Below are 20,228 nucleotides of genomic sequence, written 5' to 3'. Positions count from 1 at the left end.
GGCCCGGAGCGGGCCCCGTGTCCTTCCCGTCCTACGCCCGCTCGGCACCGGGCGCCATCGGGCGGACGGGAACAATCCGCCATGTTCTGCCGCACCGGCACCTACGAGCACACCACCTGGTCCCCGGTCACCACCCCGAACTCCCCCTGCGTCGCGTCCTGAGCCCGTACCTTCCGTACGTCCTTGAAGTCCGCCCCCGCGATCACCTTCAGCGTCGGCCCGAGGCCCTTCACCGCCCGCAGTTCGCTGCCGGGCAGCGCGGCCGCCAGCGACTTGGCGGAGCGGTCCCAGCGGGGGTCGTACTCGACCACCGTGCGCTTGAGCGTGCGGTCGGTGGCGTTGGCGGGGGCGCGGGTCGTGCGGAAGCCGGTGGCCGCGAGGGCCGTGTCGACGCGCTTGCCCAGGCCCGCCGTCGCCGTGCCGTTCTCGACCTGGACGCGGATCTGCTGCGGGGCGACGTCGACGCGGACCGCCTGCGGGGCGGCCGGGCGGTGCACGGTCAGGGGCTTGTCGTCGCGCAGGTCCTGGAAGAGGCGGTCGGCCTTCGCGGTGTCCCATTTCAAAGTCGAGCCGATGCCCTTGACGACGTAGCCCATCTGGCCGATGGGGACCGTGGTGAACTCCGAGGAGGAGGGGGAGAAGTTGCGCATCGCCCGGCCCAGGTCGAGGAGTTCGTCCGTGCCGAAGCCCTTGTCCGCGCGGACCGAGCCGAGGACCGCGCGGGTCACGTCCCGGAACTTCATGGGGTTGAGGAGGATGCCGGAGGAGGTCGCGCGGTCGATGAGCGCGGCCAGGAAGCGCTGCTGGCGCTTCATCCGGCCCAGGTCGGACGCGCCGTCGACATGGCGGGCACGGACGTACTGGAGCGCCTGGCCGCCCATGAGGGTGTGCGTGCCGGCCGGGAGGTTCAGGCCGGTGTACGTGTCCTTCAGGGGCTCCGCGGTGCAGATCTTGACGCCGCCGAGCACGTCCACCGTCTTCATGAAGCTGGTGAAGTCGACCTCCAGGTAGTGGTCGATCTTCACGTGCGTCATGTCCTCGACCGTCTGCACGGTGAGGTTCGGTCCGCCCTCCGCGTACGCCGCGTTGATCTTGATGGGGTGGCCGTTGTGCCGCCGGCCGGTGGTCTCGTCGACGTGCGGCGGTGTCATCGCGTACGAGTCGCGCGGCAGGCTCACCACGCTCGCCCGCTCCCGGTCCTCCGAGATGTGCACGATCATGATCGTGTCCGTGCAGTGGCAGGGGGCGCCGCCCAGGTGGTACCGGTGCCGTTCCTGCTCGCTGATCCGGTCGCGGCCGTCCGTGCCGACCAGCAGGACGTTCATGCCGTGCCCGGCGGCCGGGCGGTTCTTCATGTCCTTGAAGGGGTCGACCCGGGCGATGTCCGCGTCGAGGCTGGTGACCACCGCGTGCCCGATCCCGGCGGAGGCGAGCACGACGACCGACAGGGTCGTCACCGCCCGCATGGCCCAGCGCGGCTTCCTGCGCCGGACGGGCGGCCGCGGGCCGCGCTGCTGCGGGGCACGGGCGGGGTGGGGGCGGCGCTGCGGACGGGCGGGGGCGGCGGACCGGGGCTGTGTGGGCAAGGGGGACACCTCCGGGCGACGGCCGTACGTGGGATCCGTGAGCACCGTAGGTCCATACGATCTGTGGCCCGGTCCGCCGCCCCGGCGGGGCGCGGAGGTGTCCCCCGTTCGCGGTAACGTGAGCACCGATGAACGCCAATTCCGACGTGCGACTCCCCGCCGTTTCTGTGATCATGCCCGTCCTCGACGAGGAGCGGCATCTGCGCGGAGCCGTCCAAGCGATCCTCGCGCAGGAGTACGCCGGCGAGCTGGAGGTCGTGATCGCCCTCGGTCCGTCCAAGGACCGCACGGACGAGATCGCCGCCGAGCTCGTGGCCGAAGACGCGCGCGTCCACACCGTCCCGAACCCGACCGGCCGCACGCCGGCCGCGCTGAACGCCGCGATCAAGGCCTCCCGGCACCCGATCGTCGTCCGCGTCGACGGCCACGGCATGCTCTCGCCGAACTACATCGCCACCGCGGTACGGCTCCTGGAGGAGACCGGCGCGATGAACGTCGGCGGCATCATGCACGCCGAGGGCGAGAACGACTGGGAGCACGCGGTCGCCGCCGCGATGACCTCGAAGATCGGTGTCGGGAACGCGGCCTTCCACACGGGCGGCGAGGCCGGTCCCGCCGAGACCGTGTACCTCGGCGTCTTCCGGCGCGAGGCCCTGGAGCAACAGGGCGGCTACAACGAGGAGTTCATCCGCGCCCAGGACTGGGAGCTGAACTTCCGGATCCGGGAGGCGGGCGGCCTGATCTGGTTCTCGCCGGAGCTGAAGGTGTCGTACCGGCCGCGGCCGAGCGTGCGCGCCCTCGCCAAGCAGTACAAGGACTACGGCCGCTGGCGGCACGTCGTCGCCCGCTACCACGAGGGCTCCATCAACCTGCGCTACCTCGCCCCGCCGACCGCGGTGCTGGCGATCGTCGCGGGGCTCGTCATCGGCGCGGCGCTGACCCCGTGGGGCTTCCTGGTCCCCGGTGGCTACCTCGCCGCGATCGCCCTCGGCTCGCTCCCGGCAGGCAAGGGGCTGCCGCTGAAGGCCCGGCTGCGGATCCCGGTCGCCCTCGCCACCATGCACATGTCCTGGGGCTGGGGCTTCCTGACCAGCCCGAAGGCACTGGCCAGGAAGGTCATCGCGTCCCGCCGGCCGGCGGTCGTGACCACCGGCTGACCAGCGCCGCGGGCTCGGACTACCAGGTGTAGTCCGGGTCCACGTGCATGCACGCCTTGCTGTCCGCCCCGTTCAGCGCGCTCGCCGACGCCGGTGTCGTGTCGTCGTCGGCCGTGTACTTGGTGCCCGAGCGCCAGTCCGCGCCGACGACCAGCGTCACCCCGGACACGGACGTCGACTTCTTCACCTGCGAGGTCGGGATGCCCAGCGCCTTGGCGACGGCCTGGGCGTCCCCCTCCAGGTCGGCGCTCGGATAGCGGACGACCGTCTGGTCCTCGCTCAGCAGCGCCGAGGAGTCCGCGACCGCCTCGTCGAAGCCCTTGCCGACCAGCAGCTGGGCGACGGCGGTGGCCCGCCCGCTCACCGCGGCCAGCGTGCTGCTCTTCGTGCCGTTCTGCACCTGCACGGCGATCTTGTCGTCCGCCGCGGCCGGGTCGGTCGTCTTGACCGTGGTCGTCTTCTTCTTGTCCTTGCCGTCCAGCGCGATGTCCTCGCGGACCAGCCGGAACAGCTTCGCCGCGTCCGTCGGCTTCGGCAGCACCCGGTTGCCGTCCGAGGAGTACACCCACGGCATCGTCGTCATGGTGATCCGCTTGGTGGGGACCTGCTTCAGCTGCTTGCTGAGGTCGTACAGCTTGGTCACCGTGCCGAGGTCGTCGTCCACCGTCAGCGCCTTCGTCGCGGTCTCCGCGAGGGCGCGCAGCTTGCCCGGGTTGGTCAGCGTGGCGTTGGCGCGCAGCTGGCGGACCATCGAGTTCATGTACATGTGCTGGGCCTTGGTGCGCGCGATGTCGCTGCCGTCCTCGAAGCCGTAGCGGGTGCGCAGCCACTGCAGGGCCTGCTTGCCCTTGACCGAGGTGGTGCCCTTCTTCAGCTTCAGGCCCGAGCCGTGTCCGGAGGAGGTGTGCGAGTAGATGTTGGCGTCCACGCACACCGGGACCCCGCCGATGGCGTCGGCCATGGACACCACACCGGAGAAGTCGACCATCATGAAGTGGTCGATGTGGATGTTCGTGAGCTTCTCCCAGGTGGCGACCGTGCACCCGGGGCCACCGCGCTCCAGGGAGGCGTTCGTCATCGTCGAGGTGCTCGCCGCGTAGACCTTGCCGGTGTCGGGGTCGGTGCACTTCGGGATGTCGACGAGGGTGTCGCGGGGCATGCTGACGACCGACATGTTGGTGCGGTCGGCGGAGACGTGCAGCAGCATCTGGACGTCCGCGCGGGGCGCGGTGTTGTACGTGTCCTTCGCGCCGCCCAGCTTCTGGTTCTCGGCGGAGTCGCGGGCGTCGGAGCCGATGAGGAGGATGTTCAGCGGGGTCTGCCCGGCCGCGTTGGCCTTCGGCTTCGCCGCGCGGTCCTTGGCGTCCGCGTTGTTGAGGTTCTCCTTCTGGATGTTGGCGTTGAGGTGCTGGTAGTAGAGGTAGCCGGCACCCGCAGTGCCCACGATCGCCAACGCCACGACCGCCGCCGACCAGCCCAGTATTCGGCGTCTACGGCGCTTGCGGTCACCGTCGCCGCGCCGTCTGCGCCCGCCGCCGTCCGCGTCGCCGGGCCGCCGCTGCTCGGGCACCCGTCCGCTGCCCACCGGGGTGAGAGACATGGTGTCCTCGACCGCGGGGACCTCCCCGCGCACACTGCTCCGCGCCAACTCCCTGTCCTCCCACCCGAGCGCTCGACAAAGCGCCGTGGATCGCCGAGTCGGCCCGCGGGGCTCTCGGACTTGAGCGCGCATCATCATTCTGTAGAGAGATAAGAGTTTGCTGTGGGTACGTGAGGGGAAGGCGACCCTTTCTGTTACTCCCACGTGAAGCCAGGGTTGACGTGCATGCACGCCCCGTCGTCCGCGCCGTTGAGCGCCTCGGCGGACTCGGGGGTACGGTCGTCCGCCTTCGGCGCCTTGTACGCCGTACCCTCCCGCCAGTCGGCGCCCACGACGAGGGTGACCCCGGAGACGTCCGTCGACCGCCGCACCGCGTTCAGCGGGACGCCGAGCGCCTTGGCGACGGCCTGGGCGTCGCCCTCCAGGTCGGCGGTCGGGTAGCGGACGAGGGTCTCCTTCTCGCTCGGCAGCGTCGAGGAGTCCGCGACCGCCCCGGTGAAGCCCGCCTCCCGCAGCAGCCCGGTCACCGCGGTCGCCCGGCCGCGGGCGGCGGCGAGGGCGTCGGTGCGGGTGCCGTTGCGTACCTGTACGGCGATGTCGGCGGCGTCCGCGGCCGGGTCGTCGGAGACCTGCTCGGCCGTCTCCTTCTTCTTGTCCTTGCCGTCGAGGGCGATGTCCTCGCGGACCAGCCGGAACAGCTGCCCGGCCTCCTCGGTGGGCTCGACGCGGGCACCGACGTAACGGTTCGGCATGGTCGTCATCGTGATGCGCTTCGGCTCGACCCTGCGCAGCTCGTTGCCGAGGTCGTAGAGCTTCTTCACGGTGTCGAGGCCCGGGTCGACGGTGATCGCGCTGGTGGCGGTCTCGGCGAGGGCGCGCAGCTTGCCCGGGTTGGTCAGCGTGGCGTTGGCGCGCAGCTGGCGGACCATCGAGTTCATGTACATGTGCTGGGCCTTGGCGCGGGCGAGGTCGCTGCCGTCCTCGAAGCCGTACCGCGTGCGCAGCCACTGCAGGGCCTGCTCGCCCCTGACCGAGGTGGTGCCCTTCTTCAGCTTCAGCCCTGAGCCGTGCCCGGAGCCGTCCCGGGACAGGATGTTGGCGTCCACGCAGACGGGCACGCCGCCGATGGCGTCGGCCATGGAGACCACGCCGGAGAAGTCGACCATCATGAAGTGGTCGATACGGATCCCGGTGAGCGCCTCCCAGGTGGCGACCGTGCAGCCGGGGCCGCCGTGGCCGAGGCTCTGGTTGGTCATCACCCGGCCGTCGCTCGCCGGGTAGGTCTTGCCGGTGTCCGGGTCGGTGCACCTGGGGATGGTCAGCAGGGTGTCGCGGGGCATGCTGACGACCGACATGTTGGACCGGTCCGCGGACAGGTGGACCAGCATCTGGACGTCCGCGAGCGGGGCCGAGCCGAAGGTCTCACGGGCGCCGCCGAGTTCCTGGTTCTCCTTGGTGTCCCGGGCGTCCGAGCCGATGAGGAGGATGTTCAGCGGCGTACGGCCGGCCCCGTCCGGTGTCGGCGCGGGTGCCTTGGCGTCGCCGAGGTTGAGGTCGGCCTGCTGGATGTTGCCGTTCAGGTGCCGGTAGTAGAGGTAGCCGGCGCAGGCCGTGCCGAGCACCAGCACGGCGAGGCCGGTCGCGACCCACCTGAGCACACGGCGGCGCCGCCCACTGTTCTGCCCCAATTTCCCCTGCTCCCCACCCCGTTGTGCCCCATGGGGGCCATGACACAGGCCCGCCGTACGTCCTGGAGACATACGACGGGCCTGTGAGGTTGCCCTGAGCGCGTCAACTCGCGCACTGCACCTTGTCGGCCGTGGACTTGTCCACGTTCGCGGTGGACGCCGAGGAGGAGTTCAGCTTCACGCCCGCGCCCTTGAAGTCCTTGCCGAGGGTGAGGGTCATGGTGGGCAGGCCCTGGGCGTTGGTGACGCTCTCGCCGGGCTTCATGGCCGCGCCGGACAGGCCGAGGAGGTCGGCGAGGCGGCGGGCCTGGTCGGCCTGGGCGGGGTCGTACTCGAGGGTGGTCCTCGCGAGCTGCGCTTCCGCGTTGCCGTCGTTCTGGGACTTGAGGACGCCCGCCTCGGTCTGCAGCCAGGCCAGCTCCGTCTGGGCGCTGCCGGCGGGGGCGCCGCCGTTGAGGACGCGGACCCGGACCTCGGCGGCGGCCGACCTGGTGCCCTTGAGACGGGCGGCGACCTCGGCCTTCTCCTTGGCTTTGGCCTTCTTCACCTCGGTGAGCGACTCGTCGTTCCGGATGAGGTCGAAGATCTGCGGGCCCCTGGACTCGTCGACGACGACCGTCGCCCTGACCGTCTCGGCCGGGTTGTCCTTCACCGGCACGGTGGTGAAGGAGATGTTCTTCGTCGGCACCTTCTTCAGCTCCAGGGCGATGTCCTTGAGCGTGCCGACATGGCCGATGGCCCTGTCCACGGTGAGCGCGTCGGTGGCGGCCTCGGCCAGCTTCCACAGCTTGGTGGGGCTGGTGAGGGTGTCGCCGGAGGCCATCTTGCGCATCAGCGAACCGAGGAACTGCTGCTGGACCTTGATGCGGTCCAGGTCGCCCTGGTTGCCGAAGCTGTGCCGGGTGCGCACGAAGGCGAGCGCCTTCTCGCCCTCGACCTTGGACTCGCCCGCGGGCAGGACGAGCTTGGACTCCTTGTCGTTCACGGCGTGCTCGACGCACACGTCGACCCCGTCGACCGCCGTGGTCAGGGTCTTCACCGCGTTGAAGTCGGCCATCATGAAGTGGTCCGGCGAGATCCCGGTGACCGCCTTCACCGTGCGCATGGTGCAGCCGGGGTCGCGGCCGCTCTCGCCGAGGCTCCGGTTGAAGCGGACGCCCTGCTGTCCCGCGACGACCGCCTCGGTGCCGTCGGCCTGCTTGGTCGGGCAGTCCGGGATGTCCACGATCAGGTCGCGCGGGATGCTGAGCGCGGTCGCGTTCGTACGGTCCTTGGAGATGTGCAGCAGGATGTTGGTGTCGGCGTGCCCGACGCTGCCCTTGTCGCCGTACCCCTCGTTGCCCTTGCCGGTGCGCTTGTCCGTGCCGATGACCAGGATGTTGAAGGCCTCGTCCTTGCTGAAGCTGCTCTTGGCCGCGCCGCCGACGTCCTCGGTGTGGACGTTCCCCTCCAGGTGCTTGATGTAGAGGTAGGCGGCGGAACCGACGGCGACCAGGACGAACGCCATGGTGCCGCCGGTCCACAGCAGGGCCTTCTTCGCCCGGTTCTGCTTCCTGGCCGGCCGTCGCCCGCGCCGCCCGGCCGGAGGCTCACCGGGCGAGGTGCGTCGGCCGCGCTGCGGCGGGACCCGGCCGGCGGGTCCGCGCGGACCGGGCACCGCCGGGCCGACGGGCCCGGACGGGGCCTTGGGGGACCGCAGTTCGTATTCGCCGGTACGCGGATTCAGCACCCACTGGTCAGCGGGATCGGCACCGTCCGCCCGCCCACGGCCTTGCACATCCACTGGTCTCAGAGCCTCCGTCAGACATGGATCACCCACAATATCCGCACAGTTGGGCTCCTACGGCCGCCGAGGTGAGCCCCCGGGGCCTACCACTGGTAGGGCTTGTAGACGGGCATGCACTGGCTCTTGTCCGAGCCGTTGATCGCGTCCGCGTTGCTGGGCAGCGCGTCGTCGGACTGGGACTGCTTCGGGTACGCCGTACCCTCCCGCCAGTCGGCGCCCACGACGAGGGTGACCCCGGAGACGTCCGTCGACCGCTTCACCGAACTCAGCGGAATCCCCAGGGACTTGGCGATGCGCTGGGCGTCGCCCTCCAGGTCGGCGCTCGGATAGCGCACGACCGTCCGCGCCTCGGAGAGCCCGGCCGTCGCGTCCTTCGCGGCCCGCGCGAAGCCCTTGCCCACCAGCTCCTGGGCGACGGTGCCGGCGCGCCCCGGGACGGGGGCGAGGGTGGAGGTGCCGGTGGCGTTCTGCACGATCACGCCGATCTGGGCGTCCGGCGCCGAAGGGGCCTTCGTGGCCACGGTCTTCGCCTTCGCGGCCGACGTCTTGCCCTTGCCGTCGAGCGGGATGTCGTCGCGCAGCAGCTGCCAGAGCTTGTCGGCGCCGGTGGCCTCCGGGACCAGGTGGTCGCGGTTCTGCGGGTCCTCGACGTTCGGCATCGTCACCGAGGTGATGCGGTCCGTCGGCACCGACTTGAGCTGCATGCCCAGGTCGTACAGCTTCTTGACGGTGCCGATCTCCTCGGAGACCGACAGGGACTTGGTGGCCGCCTCGGCCAGGCCCATCAGCCGGCCGGTGTCGCTGAAGACGCTCTGCTGCTTCAGCGTGCGGATCATCGAGTTGAGGTACATGTGCTGGGCCTTGGCGCGCAGCGGGTCGCTGCCCCAGGCGTGCCGGGTGCGCAGCCACTGCAGGGCCTGCTTGCCCTGCACCTTGTGGGTGCCGGCGGTCAGCTTCAGGCCGGAGCCGCCGGGCACCGCGGACGTCGGGCGGTCCCACACGTTCTGCCGGACGCAGACGTCGACGCCGCCGATGGCGTCGGCCATCTTCACCACGCCCGCGAAGTCGATCGTCATCCAGTGGTCGATGTAGACCCCGGTGAGCTTCTCCCAGGTGGCGAGCGTGCAGCCGGCGCCGCCGCGGGCCAGCGACTCGTTGATGATGGTGTTGACCGCCGGGTAGGTGTGGCCGGTCTTCGGGTCGGTGCACTTGGGGATGTCGACCCGGGTGTCGCGCGGGATGCTCACCATCGCGGCGCTCTTGCGGTCCGCGGAGAGGTGGATCAGCATCTGCACGTCGGCCCGCGGGGGGCTGCCGCGGTCGTACTTCGCGCCGCCCAGCGCCACGTTCGCGTCGGAGTTACGGCTGTCGGAGCCGATCAGCAGGATGTTCAGCGGCGTCTGCCCGGCCGCGTTGGCCCCGGTCTTACGGGCCTTGGCGTCGCCGCTGCTGCGCTCGCCCTTCTGGATGTTGCCGTTGAGGTGCTCGTAGTACAGGTAACCGGCGCCGGCCGTCCCGAGTATCAGCACCGCGAGGGTCGTCGCCGACCAGCGCAGCACCCGCCGCCCCCGCCGCCGAGGCCGACCGGGCCCCGTCCTGCGATGCCCACCGCCCATGTCCCCCGTACCGGGTCTGCCGGACCCCTCCCCGTCCCGCGCGGCCCCCCGGCCCCCGGAACCGTCGTCCCAAACCCCCGGCCGGGTCCCCTCCCCGCGCACACTGCTCTGCGTCATTCCCCGTCCTCCCCACCCTCGCGCCCTCGAAAAGGGCCTGCCATGCGCCTGGTTAGACGCACGACAGGCCCCTCAGGTCACTTCAGAGCCTGTGTCATATCCCCGGCCGGGGAAATTTCACGGGCTCTCACTTGGCGCACTCGACCTTGTCGGCCGTCGTCTTGTCGACGTCCGGTGCCTTCGTCGCCGCCGAGTACGACTCTCCCGCCCCCGGGAAGTCCTTGCCGAGCGTCAGTGTGATCGTCGGCAGGCCCTGGTCGTTGGTCACGCTCTTGCCGGGCTTCATCTGCGAGCCGGACAGGCCCAGGATCGCGGCGAGCCGGCGGGCCTGGTCGGCCTGGTCCGGCGCGTACTCCAGCGTGGTCTTCGCCTGCTCCGCGTCCGCGTTGCCCGCGTTCTCCGACTTCAGCACACCCGCGTCGTTCTGCAGGTAGTTGAGCTCCGCCTGCGCGCTGCCGGCCGCCGCGCCGCCGTTGAGGATCCGCACCCGGACCTCGGAGGCGGCCGACTTGGTGCCCTTGAGCCGCGCGGCCACCGCGGCCGCCTCCTTCTTCTTCTGCGCCTTCACCGCGGTGAAGGACACGTCGTTCTTGATCGCGGAGAAGACCGCGGGGGCCGTCGAGTCGTTCAGTACGACGGTCGCCTTCACCTTCTCGGCCGGGTTGTCGACCACCGGAACCGTGGTGAACGTCAGGTTCTTCGGGTTGAGCTTGCCCAGCTCCAGACCGAGGTCCTTGAGCTTGCCGATGCTGTCCAGGTTGGAGTCGACGGTCAGCGCCTTGGTCCCCGCCTCGGCGACCTTGATCATCTTCGCCGGGTTGGTGAGCGTGTCGTTCGACTTCAGCTTCCGCATCAGCGCGCTGAGGAACTGCTGCTGCAGCGTGATCCGGCTCAGGTCACCGCCGAACCCGACCGCGTGCCGCGTACGCACGAAGGCGAGCGCGGTCTCGCCCTCGATGTGCTGCATGCCCTTCTTCAGGTTCAGGTGCGAGTCGGGGTCGTTGATGTCCTTGCCCAGGCAGACGTCGACGCCACCGACCGCCGTGGTCAGCGTCTTGACCGCGTTGAAGTCGGCCACCATGAAGTTGTCCGGGGTGATCCCGGTCAGCTCGGTGACGGTCCGCGCGACACAGCTGGGCGTACGTTCGGCCTGCCCGAGGCTGGTGTTGAAGCGGACGTCGCTCGTGCCCGCGATGACCTTCTCGGTGCCGTCGGCCAGCGTGGTCGGGCAGTCCGGGATGTCGGTGATCAGGTCGCGCGGGATGCTCAACGCGGTCGCGTTGGAGCGGTCCTTGGACACGTGCAGCAGGATCGTGGTGTCCGCGTGCCCGACGCTGCCGGAGTCGCCGTACTTGGTGTTGCCCTCGCCGGTGCGCTTGTCGGTGCCGATCAGCAGGATGTTGATGGCCTTGCCCTTGCTGAAGCCACCGGTGCTCGCGCCGTCGTCGGAGACGGCGGTGATGTTGTCGTTGAGGTGCTTGATGTAGAGATAGCCGCCGGCCGCCGCGGCCACCACCACGAAGGCCATGGTCCCGCCGGTCCACAGCAGGACCTTCTTCGCCTTGCCCTTCTTCTTCACCGGCCGGCGCCCGCGCCGCCCCGGCAGCGGCTCCTCGGGCACCCCGCGCCTGCGCCGCGGCGCAGGAACGTCACGTCCGGGCGCCCGCTCGGGAGCCGCCGTACGACTGCGCACCGCGCCACCGGCGCCGTGGCCGGCGGCTCTGCGCGGACCGGGGACGCCCGACTGCGGTCCGGAAGGGGTCAGTCGCAGTTCGTATTCGCCGGTGTTCGGGTTGAGTACCCACTGGTCGGCGGGATCGATGTCGTCCGCCCGTCCACGGCCTGTCGCGTCCACGGTTGTCCGAATCCTCCGTCGGGGCGCGCGCCTTCCCCTCAAGGGCGCTCGGGTCTCGGTCAATCAGTGCTCAAGCCTATGTACGGCCGAGGGCACCGGATCGCTCACCCTATCCGGCCTGTTCAGCACCCAGTGACGACGGTGAGAAATTCCACGCTCGCGGGCAGGGCAATTAGCCCGTTTTCTCGGACATAAGAGCGGCGATTTGGTGAGCGCTTTACCTGCAGGTGTCTTCGGCGGCCGTGTTCCCGCGGAACGTGGGTGCGGGAGAAGGGCTGTTCGACGAGGCCCCGGACGGCATTCTTCCGGACTTTCCGTCGCCGTATCCGTACTCCGCGTAATCGCTCATTGCCGCGGAATCCCGCGGAACTCCCTTGGCGACGCTGACCGGCGCGTCCTTGCGCAACCGTTCGAACAGCTTCTGTGCCTCCGGCTCCACGAGCTGGTCACGATTGCTGTTGTAGACGTACGACTCCCGCGGAACGGTCAGGAATTGCACGCGTTCGGTGGGAATGTCGCGCAGTCCGCGCACAAGGTCGTAGAGCCCGCGCAGACTCGCCAGATCCGGGTCGGTGGTGAGCGACGAAGTGGCCGCGTCCAGCACGGGGTAGAGCTTCACCGGATTCAGCAGTACGTCGTTGCTCTGCACCTTGTTGACCAGCGCGCCCAGGAACCGCTGCTGGCGGTCCATCCGGTCGGTGTCACTGCCGTTACCGATCGACTTCCGCGCCCGCACGTACCCGAGCGCCTGCTCCCCGTCGAGCGTCACCTTCCCCGCGGGCAGGTTCAGCTTGGCCGCCTTGTCGTGAATGGGCCGGTCCAGACAGATCCGCACCCCGTCCACGGCGTCGACCATCTCCTTGAACCCATGGAAGTCCACGACGATGTGATGGTCGATCCGCACGTTCGTCAGCTGCTCGACGGTCCGGATGGTGCAGGCCGAACCACCCATCTGGAAGGCGTAGTTGAACATCGCGAACATCGGCTCCGACCGCGTCCCGTCCGCCCGCAGACACGCCGGTACGTCCACCATCAGGTCGCGCGGCAACGAGATCGCGGTGGCCGTGCGCCGCCCCGCGGCGAGGTGCAGCAGGATCGTGGTGTCCGACCGCTCGGTCCCCGAGTCCCGCCCGTACCGCGCGTTCCCGTCCCCGGACCGCGAGTCCGACCCGATCAGCAGAATGTTCTGCGCGTCCTTGACGAGCGAGGTGGGCCGCTCCTTCTCGTACCGCGCGAGCTCCGCGGCGGCGGCGTTGTCGGGCGTGATGTTCCCGTCGAGCTTGACGTAGACGGCCCAGCCGACGCCCGCGGCCACCACGACCGCGACGGCGACCCCGATCCCCCCGTACCGCACCCACTTCCGCCGACGCCGCCGTATGAGCCCTTTCCCGGTGGCCGACAACCCGGCACCGGGCCCCAGGGTCCCTCGGCGGTCGGTCACGAGCGGGCCCACCCCTCATGGCGTACGGACGTGGTCTTGTTACGACCATGGCGTGGAGGGGGTGGTGGGGGTGGGTGTTACTGATCCATACGGGTGAGTGTGCCTACTTCAACGACGAGTAGTCGTCACCTTCTCGCTCTCGATCCGCCGCGCAAGCGCCTCCTCGCCCAACCGCTCCAGATTCCGGCACAGCACCACGGACCCACCGTCAGCCAGAGGCCCGTACAACCCGGCCTTCAATCCTTCCCAGGTGTCGTACGGCAGCCCCGACAGCACCCGCCCCCCAAGCTCCCCCCGCGCCTGCTCCACGACCTCCGCCCCGCTGAACTCCCGCCCGGCCACGATCAGCGCCGCCTCCTCGGGATCCACCGGCGAGAACGGAACGAACCGGTCCCCCTGCCCCGGCACCTCGACGGCATAGTCGACGAACCCGTCCGGCACCTGCGGGAACCGCCCACCCAGCGGCCGCAGCGCAAGAGCCACCCGCTCACCCGGGCACGCCCGCGCCGCGTCCAGTGAATCCGGCCCGCTCACCACGACGTCGGCGAGCTTCGGATCCCCGTCCACGTCCGCGACCACCCCCACCGACGCACACGCCAGCAGCCACACCGCCGTCTGCCAGTGCGCCGGCAGCAGCAGCGCGACCCGGTCACCGGGCCCCGCCCCCAGGTCGCCCTGGAGCAGGTTCGCGGTCTTGGCCACCCAATTGGCGAAGGTGGCCACGGACAGTTCGACCCGCTCACCGGTGGCGTCGTCGTAGAAGGTCACCAGCGGACGTCCGGGATCCGCGGCGAGCGCGGAAGACAGCAGGTCGGCAGGGGTGCGGTCGGTGGCGTTCACCCGCGCAAGCGTACGCGGGCAGGGCGCCCCGCACCCAGCCGCTCGGCCACCGGTTCGGCGGAACCGCAGCCGACGGTCCGTCAGATCCCAAATGGACAGATATGTATGACTATGTTCAAGATCAGGAGCATGCGTGGATTCCTTGCTTCCTCGATCGGCGTCATGTGCGCGGCCGCCCTCGCCCTTCCGCTCACCCCGCCCGCAGCCGCCACGACGGCGGGCGCGGCGCCGAGCGGCGCGAGATCCGCGACGGTGGCGACCGCACCGCGGACCTCCTCGGAGATCCCCGGCAGCACCCAGTCGCTGCCCCTCACCCCCCTCACCCGCGACCGCGCCCTCGGCCCGGCCGCCCCCGAACAGGGCCTGACCCGGGACGACGTACGGCACTTCTCGCTCGTCGGCGTCATCTGGGACAACCCCGACACCGTGCTGCACGGCAGCGTCCAGGTCCGCACCCGCGCGACCGCCTCCGGCGCCTGGACCGGCTGGCAGGACCTGGAGACGCACAACGACGACGCGGCCGACCCGGGCACCGCCGAGCGCACCTCGGGCCGAGTCCGCGGCTCCACCGCCCCGCTGTGGGTGGGCGACTCCGACGGCGTCGAAGTCAGGGTCCGCGCCGAGGGGGAACGCCGTACGGACGAGACGGCGCGCGGCACCCGCACCGCCACGGCCGTGGCCCCGCTGCCCTCGGGCCTGCGTCTGGAACTCGTGGACCCGGGTGAGCAGAAGCTCACCAGGGCGGCCGTCCCCGCGGGCGCCCCGGGTGCCACGGAGATCCCGGCACTCGGCCGGGCGGCGACCGAGGCGGAGCTACTGGCCCTGCGGGGAGGCGAACTGACGGCGGCTCAGCGCGCCCGGCCCTACATCGGCCCGCGTCCGCGCATCATCACGCGCCGCGGCTGGGGCGCGGACGAGAAGCTGCGCGAGAAGAAGTTCGTCTACACGAAGAAGGTCAAGGCGGCCTTCGTGCACCACACGGCGTCCGGCAACGGGTACCGCTGTTCGCAGGCCGACTCCGTCATCCGCGGTATCTACCGCTACCACGTCAAGAGCATGGGCTGGCGCGACATCGGCTACAACTTCCTCGTCGACAAGTGCGGAAACATCTACGAGGGACGGGCCGGGGGAGTGGCCAAGCCGGTGCTCGGCGCGCACACCCTCGGTTTCAACACCAACAGCATGGGGATCGCGGTGATCGGCAGCTTCGGCTCGTCGAAGCCGCCGGGGGCCGTCCTGCGGGCCATCGCCCGGCTGACGGCATGGAAACTCGGGCTCTACGGGGCCAATCCGCGCGGAAAGACATATCTGAAGTCCGCCGGTGGCAATCTCTACCGAAAAGGAAAGAACGTACGACTGAACGTGATCTCCGGCCACCGTGACGGTTTCGCCACGGAGTGCCCGGGCTGGCAGCTCTACCGCAAACTCGGCACGGCCCGCTCGACGGCGGCCCGTTACCAGGGCCGATAGAGCACCGCTGCCAAAGCCTGCCGCGGGCTCGCGTTCACCGCCGTCGGGGGACAGGGTGCGGAACCACGTAACGTCACCGGGCCGTCGAAGGCGTCGCACGACGATCTGCATACACTGGCCGGCCGAAAGTCAGTTCGGCCGGTCCCGGCAGGAAGCAGAGACGACAGGTGACAGAAGCGATCCTCCTGGTCGGCGGCAAGGGCACAAGGCTGCGTCCGCTCACGGTGCACACGCCGAAGCCCATGGTCCGGGCGGCCGGGGTCCCCTTCCTCACACACCAACTGGCCAGAGCGAGAGCCGCGGGGGTGGACCACATCGTGCTGGCCACCTCCTACCTCGCAGAGATCTTCGAACCGTACTTCGGCGACGGCTCGTCGCTGGGCCTGCAGATCGAGTACGTGACGGAGGAGGAACCCCTCGGCACGGGCGGAGCCATCCGCAACGTGGCGTCCCGTCTGCACTCGGCCCCCGACGACCCGGTCCTGATCTTCAACGGCGACATCCTGACGGGCCTGAACATCAGGGCCTTGGTGGACACCCACGAGTCCACGGGCGCGGATGTCTCCCTCCACCTCACGAAGGTCACGGACCCCCGCGCCTACGGCCTCGTCCCCACGGACGACACGGGCCGAGTCCTGGCCTTCCTGGAGAAGCCCCAAACCCCCGAGGAGATCGTCACCGACCAGATCAACGCGGGGGCGTACGTCTTCCGCCGCTCGGTGATCGACACGATCCCGGCGGGCCGCCCGGTGTCGGTGGAGCGTGAGACCTTCCCGGACCTCCTCTCCGCCGGGGCCCACCTCCAGGGCATGGTCGACTCCACGTACTGGCTGGACCTGGGCACCCCCGCGGCCTTCGTCCGAGGCTCGGCCGACCTGGTCCTGGGCCGCGCCCCGTCCCCCGCGATCCCCGGCCGCTGCGGCGACCGCCTGATCCTCCCCACGGCCACGGTGGCCCCCGACGCGAAGCTGACGGGCGGCACGGTGGTGGGCGAGGGCGCGTTCGTGGCAGAGGGCGCGCGCGTCTTCGGCTCGACGATCCTCCCCGGCGCGGTCATCGAACCGGGCGCGGTCATCACGGACTCCCTGATCGGCACGAGGGCCCGCGTAGGCGAACGCTCCATCCTCACCGGCACGGTCATCGGCGACGGCGCGGTGATCGGCCCCGACAACGAACTCCGGGACGGCATGCGGGTGTGGTGCGACGCGAGAATCCCGGCGGGCGCGGTCCGCTTCTCATCGGACCAGTAGAGGCGACGACTCCGAGACACCGGACGGAAATCCCACCCCGTCCGGCGTCCGAGGCCGGTCCTGGCCGACCCGAACCCCCACCCGCAGAGGAGGCGATCGCAGAGGGGCGGTGCCTTCTCGGCCCCGGCCGGCAATCTCACCCCGTCCGGAGTTGGAGGCCGATCTTCGCCATCCCGAACCCCCCACCCACCCGCAACCCCCCACCCACCCGCACCCCCCGCCCACCCGCAGGCGCCGGCGCCTTCTCGACCCCGCCCGGCGAATTTCAGCCCGTCCGGCGTTTGAGGACGAGGCCGTTCAGGCCGACGGGGGTCCAGGGGGCGGAGCCCCCTGGTGGGGTCGAAGGGGCGAAGCCCCTGGGGATGGGACGGGTAAGGGCGGCGGGGGCGAGAAACCTCGACGGCACCCACGACACCCGGCACATCACAACCGGCCGATATCCCCCCGCGGCATCCGCGGCGCCCGCCGCCCCGGCGTCCTCCCACTCAGCAGAATCAACCGAGCCGCCCGATGCCGCTGCCCCGCATACGGCTCCAGCAACTCCAGCATCACCGAGTCGTCCGCGTCCCGATCCCCCGCCAGCGCGAACCCCACGATCCCCGGCAGATGCAGGTCCCCCACCGTCACCGCATCCGCCGCCCCATGACTCCGCTGCACAACCTCCGCCGAAGTCCACGGCCCGATCCCCGGCACAACCTCCAGCCGAGCCTGCGCAGCCTCCGGCGTCATCCCCACGGCCTCCTCCAGCCGCCGCGCCACCCGCACCGCCCGCAGAATCGTCGACGCCCGCTTGTTGTCCACCCCGGCCCGATGCCACTCCCATGACGGGATCAACGCCCACGTCCGCGGCCCCGGCATCACCCACAGCCGCCCGCCCGCCGCAGGCCCCGGCGCTGGCTCCCCGTACTTCCGTACCAGCAACCGCCAGGCCCGATACGCCTCGTCGGTCGTCACCTTCTGCTCCAGCACCGACGGAATCAACGACTCCAGCACCAGCCCGGTCCGCGTCAGCCGCAACCCCGGCCGCCGATGCCGGGCCATGGCCACGACCCGATGCCGCGGCACGAACGCCGCCGGATCGTCTGCCCCGCCGAGCAGCTCCGGCAACTGCTCCAGCAGCCACTCGCCCCCGGGCCCCCACGCCTCCCCGCGCACCGCGCCCCCGCTCACCGACACCCGCAGGGTCCCCGGCCCGCCCGGCGTCAGACTCGCCCGCCACACGGACCCGTCCGGCATCGCCCGGAACGTCGGATCGCCGGGCCCCCGCCGAAGCGGCCCCAGCACCAGCCCCAGATCGAGCGGCCCCTCCGGCACCACCGTCCGCACCCGCCCGGGCGCGGCAGCCTGCCGAGGTATCCCCGGCGGCACGACGACATGCCCACCACGCACGGTCGTACGAGTGGGCCGCGGAGCGAATCGTCCTGCCAACGAATGAAGTCCCGGAGTCACGAGTCCCGAAAGGAGCCCTGAAAGGAGCCCTATGAGAGTAGGCGTACGCGCGCGTACGTCAGCGCACCTCGATAAAACTCCCCGAGTCCCGCTCGGGTCGCTCCCGAGGCTCCTCCGCCGGATGCCCGACCGCCACCGCCCCCATCGGATCCCATTCCTCCGGCAGCCCCAGCACCTCCCGTACGACGTCCCGGCAGAACATCGTCGACGACACCCAGGCCGACCCCAGCCGCTCCCCGGCCAGCGCGACCAGGAAGTTCTGCACGCCGGCCCCCGCGGCGACCACGAACATCTCCCGCTCGGCCCCGTCCCGCCGCGCGTCCCCGTACGTGTGCGACCCGTCCATCACCAGACAGGGCACCACCAGATACGGCGCGTTCCGCAGTACGTCCCCGCGCCGCACCCGCTTCGCGATGGACTCCTCGGTCTTCCCGTCCCGCCGCAGATCCGCGATCCACGCGTCCCGCATGGCGTCCAGCAGCCGCCCCCGCGACTCCTCCGACTCCAGCAGCACGAACCGCCACGGCGTGGTGTGGTGCGGCGCCGGCGCGGTGACCGCCAGCGCCACCGCCCGCCGCACCGCCCCGGGGTCGACGGGTTCGTCGGTGAAGGCCCGTACCGTACGACGCTGGGCCACCGCCTCCCGTACCGCCTCGGACGTGCCCAGCCGGAACATGTCGTCGCGCGCGCCGCGCACCATGGCCCGCGCCCCCTCCCCGTCATCCTCGGCCACCACATGCGGCAGCCCGCGTACGACGGCGACGGGCCGCCCGGCCGCCTTGCCCTTGACCAGGTCACCGGCGGCGGCCAGTTCGTCGGCCGTCGCAACGACCGTCGCGCTGAGCGGATTGCCGTACGCGTCCGTGCCCCCGCGCAGATCGTCCAGCACCCGCACCCCGGCGGCGCCGATCGCGACGTCCGTGAGCCCCGCGCGCCAGGGCCGTCCGAAGGTGTCGGTCACCACGACGCCGACCTGGACGCCGAGGGCGTCGCGCAGTCCGGCGCGGATCGCGCGCGCGGAGGCGTCCGGGTCCTCGGGCAGCAACAGCACGGTGCCGACGGGGGTGTTGGAGGCGTCGACCCCGGCCGCGGCCATGACGAGCCCCTGCCGGTTCTCGACGATCCGCAGCGGCCCGCGCCGCGCCACGACCCGCACGGTCTCGGCGTCGATCGCCGCCTCCCGGTCGCCGGCCGCGACGACCCTGCCCTCCGCCTTGGACACGATCTTCGAGGTGACGAGCAGCACGTCCCCGTCGATCAGCCCCGGCTCGGCGGCGGCGATCAACTTGGCGAGGTCGTCCCCGCGCTGCACCTCGGGCAGCCCGTCGACGGCCCAGACCCGGTAACCGCCGGCAGGCAGTGTCCCGGAGTCTCCTCCCGCAGTCGTTCCGCTCAAACCGCCCGCACCTCCTCCGCCAGCGCCAGCGCCTCGCGCGCCATCCGCGCGGTCGCGTCCAGGTCGGTCATCATCAGCGGCACCGCCCGGCAGCGGATCCCGGCCGCCTCGACGCGCTCCACGGCGCCCGCGTCCACGGTGTCGACGAGCCAGCCGTCCAGCAGCCCCGAGCCGTAGTGCTCGGCGACCGCCGCGGCCGTCGACTCCACGCCCACCGCGGCCAGCACCTTGTCGGCCATCCCGCGCACGGGCGCGTCCCCGACGATGGGGGAGAGGCCGACGACCGGCACGCCGGCCTCGGCGATCGCCTCGCGGATGCCGGGCACCGCGAGGATCGTCCCGACGGACACCACCGGGTTCGACGGCGGGAAGAGGACGACGTCCGCCTCCGCGATGGCCTCCAGCACGCCGGGCGCCGGCTTCGCCTGCTCGGCCCCGACGGGCACGACCGCGTGGGCCGGCACGGACGCCCGCAGCCGTACCCAGTACTCCTGGAAGTGCACCGCCTTGCGCTCGCCGTCGACCTCCACGGCCACATGCGTCTCGACCCGGTCGTCGGTCATCGGGATCAGCCGCACCCCCGGCTTCCACCGGTCGCACAGCGCCTCGGTCACCGCGCTGAGCGGATATCCGGCGCCGATCATCTGCGTGCGCACGATGTGTGTGGCGAAGTCGCGGTCGCCCAGTCCGAACCACTCCGGCCCCACGCCGTACGCGGCGAGCTCCTCCTTGAGATGGAAGGTCTCGTCGGCCCGCCCCCAGCCCTGCTCCTCGTTGATGCCGCCGCCGAGCGTGTACATCACCGTGTCGAGGTCCGGGCAGACCTTCAGTCCGAAGAGGTGGATGTCGTCCCCGGTGTTGCCGATGACGGTGACGTCCGCGTCCGGCGCGGCCTGCTTCAGACCGCGCAGGAACCTGGCACCACCGATGCCGCCTGCCAGAACCACGATTCGCATGGAAGCCAGTCTTGCAGGAGG

At 70.9% G+C, this 20,228-nt stretch carries 14 protein-coding genes; 3 read left to right on the top strand and 11 right to left on the bottom strand.

Annotation, left to right across the window (positions count from 1 at the left end):
* Window positions 1–101: 101 nt before the first annotated feature.
* Window positions 102–1,466: an LCP family protein gene (locus ABZ848_RS42160; protein WP_360840769.1), complete on the bottom strand. Its 1,365-nt coding sequence runs from the start codon at window positions 1,464–1,466 to the stop codon at window positions 102–104.
* A gap of 248 nt (window positions 1,467–1,714) precedes the next feature.
* Between ABZ848_RS42160 and ABZ848_RS42155 the strand changes: the two genes are divergently transcribed.
* Complete coding sequence (locus ABZ848_RS42155) at window positions 1,715–2,743, top strand: glycosyltransferase family 2 protein (RefSeq protein ID WP_360840681.1); 1,029 nt, start codon at window positions 1,715–1,717, stop codon at window positions 2,741–2,743.
* A gap of 19 nt (window positions 2,744–2,762) precedes the next feature.
* On the opposite strand, the gene ABZ848_RS42150 is transcribed toward ABZ848_RS42155, so the two are convergent.
* From ABZ848_RS42150 to ABZ848_RS42120, 7 genes are all read right to left on the bottom strand, one after another.
* Window positions 2,763–4,343 carry an LCP family protein gene (locus ABZ848_RS42150; RefSeq protein ID WP_360840768.1) on the bottom strand — a complete coding sequence of 527 codons (1,581 nt, stop codon included), beginning with the start codon at window positions 4,341–4,343 and terminating at the stop codon, window positions 2,763–2,765.
* 194 nt (window positions 4,344–4,537) lie between these two features.
* Window positions 4,538–6,031, bottom strand: a complete 1,494-nt coding sequence (locus ABZ848_RS42145) for an LCP family protein (RefSeq protein ID WP_360840679.1) — start codon at window positions 6,029–6,031, stop codon at window positions 4,538–4,540.
* A gap of 103 nt (window positions 6,032–6,134) precedes the next feature.
* On the bottom strand, window positions 6,135–7,814 hold the full coding sequence (locus ABZ848_RS42140; protein WP_360840678.1) for an LCP family protein: 1,680 nt from the start codon (window positions 7,812–7,814) through the stop codon (window positions 6,135–6,137).
* 86 nt (window positions 7,815–7,900) lie between these two features.
* The gene (locus ABZ848_RS42135) at window positions 7,901–9,550 is read right to left on the bottom strand and encodes an LCP family protein (RefSeq protein ID WP_360840676.1); all 1,650 of its coding nucleotides are present in this window, start codon (window positions 9,548–9,550) and stop codon (window positions 7,901–7,903) included.
* A 127-nt stretch (window positions 9,551–9,677) separates the two neighbouring features.
* A complete protein-coding gene (locus tag ABZ848_RS42130; protein WP_360840675.1) occupies window positions 9,678–11,405 on the bottom strand; it encodes an LCP family protein in 1,728 nt (575 codons plus the stop codon).
* 217 nt (window positions 11,406–11,622) lie between these two features.
* Complete coding sequence (locus tag ABZ848_RS42125; protein WP_360840673.1) at window positions 11,623–12,846, bottom strand: LCP family protein; 1,224 nt, start codon at window positions 12,844–12,846, stop codon at window positions 11,623–11,625.
* Between the two features lie 108 nt (window positions 12,847–12,954).
* On the bottom strand, window positions 12,955–13,686 hold the full coding sequence (locus tag ABZ848_RS42120) for a TIGR03089 family protein (protein WP_360840672.1): 732 nt from the start codon (window positions 13,684–13,686) through the stop codon (window positions 12,955–12,957).
* A gap of 129 nt (window positions 13,687–13,815) precedes the next feature.
* On the opposite strand from ABZ848_RS42120, the gene ABZ848_RS42115 reads away from it, so the two are divergent.
* Window positions 13,816–15,156: a peptidoglycan recognition protein gene (locus ABZ848_RS42115; protein ID WP_360840671.1), complete on the top strand. Its 1,341-nt coding sequence runs from the start codon at window positions 13,816–13,818 to the stop codon at window positions 15,154–15,156.
* A 167-nt stretch (window positions 15,157–15,323) separates the two neighbouring features.
* On the top strand, window positions 15,324–16,406 hold the full coding sequence (locus ABZ848_RS42110) for an NDP-sugar synthase (RefSeq protein WP_360840670.1): 1,083 nt from the start codon (window positions 15,324–15,326) through the stop codon (window positions 16,404–16,406).
* Window positions 16,407–16,829: 423 nt separating this feature from the next.
* Here the strand turns inward: ABZ848_RS42110 and ABZ848_RS42105 are convergent, their stop codons facing one another.
* From ABZ848_RS42105 to cofD, 3 genes are all read right to left on the bottom strand, one after another.
* A complete protein-coding gene (locus ABZ848_RS42105) occupies window positions 16,830–17,834 on the bottom strand; it encodes a DNA-3-methyladenine glycosylase 2 family protein (RefSeq protein ID WP_360840668.1) in 1,005 nt (334 codons plus the stop codon).
* Window positions 17,835–17,913: 79 nt separating this feature from the next.
* The gene (locus tag ABZ848_RS42100; protein WP_360840667.1) at window positions 17,914–19,251 is read right to left on the bottom strand and encodes a coenzyme F420-0:L-glutamate ligase; all 1,338 of its coding nucleotides are present in this window, start codon (window positions 19,249–19,251) and stop codon (window positions 17,914–17,916) included.
* A complete protein-coding gene (gene cofD / locus ABZ848_RS42095) occupies window positions 19,248–20,207 on the bottom strand; it encodes a 2-phospho-L-lactate transferase (RefSeq protein ID WP_360840665.1) in 960 nt (319 codons plus the stop codon). Before cofD ends, ABZ848_RS42100 begins: the two co-directional genes overlap by 4 nt.
* Window positions 20,208–20,228 lie beyond the last annotated feature (21 nt).

It is taken from the genome of Streptomyces sp. NPDC047081, assembly GCF_040643775.1.
Lineage (GTDB): Bacteria > Actinomycetota > Actinomycetes > Streptomycetales > Streptomycetaceae > Streptomyces.
Note: the sequence above shows the minus strand (reverse complement) of the source record. Positions and strands in the feature narration are given on the sequence as shown.

Coding starts and splice junctions, on each gene's coding strand:
- ABZ848_RS42155 (WP_360840681.1), top strand. CDS start 1,715: ATGAACGCCAATTCCGACGTGCGACTCCCCGCCGTTTCTGTGATCATG.
- ABZ848_RS42115 (WP_360840671.1), top strand. CDS start 13,816: ATGCGTGGATTCCTTGCTTCCTCGATCGGCGTCATGTGCGCGGCCGCC.
- ABZ848_RS42135 (WP_360840676.1), bottom strand. CDS start 9,550: ATGACGCAGAGCAGTGTGCGCGGGGAGGGGACCCGGCCGGGGGTTTGG.
- cofD (WP_360840665.1), bottom strand. CDS start 20,207: ATGCGAATCGTGGTTCTGGCAGGCGGCATCGGTGGTGCCAGGTTCCTG.
- ABZ848_RS42160 (WP_360840769.1), bottom strand. CDS start 1,466: ATGCGGGCGGTGACGACCCTGTCGGTCGTCGTGCTCGCCTCCGCCGGG.
- ABZ848_RS42150 (WP_360840768.1), bottom strand. CDS start 4,343: ATGTCTCTCACCCCGGTGGGCAGCGGACGGGTGCCCGAGCAGCGGCGG.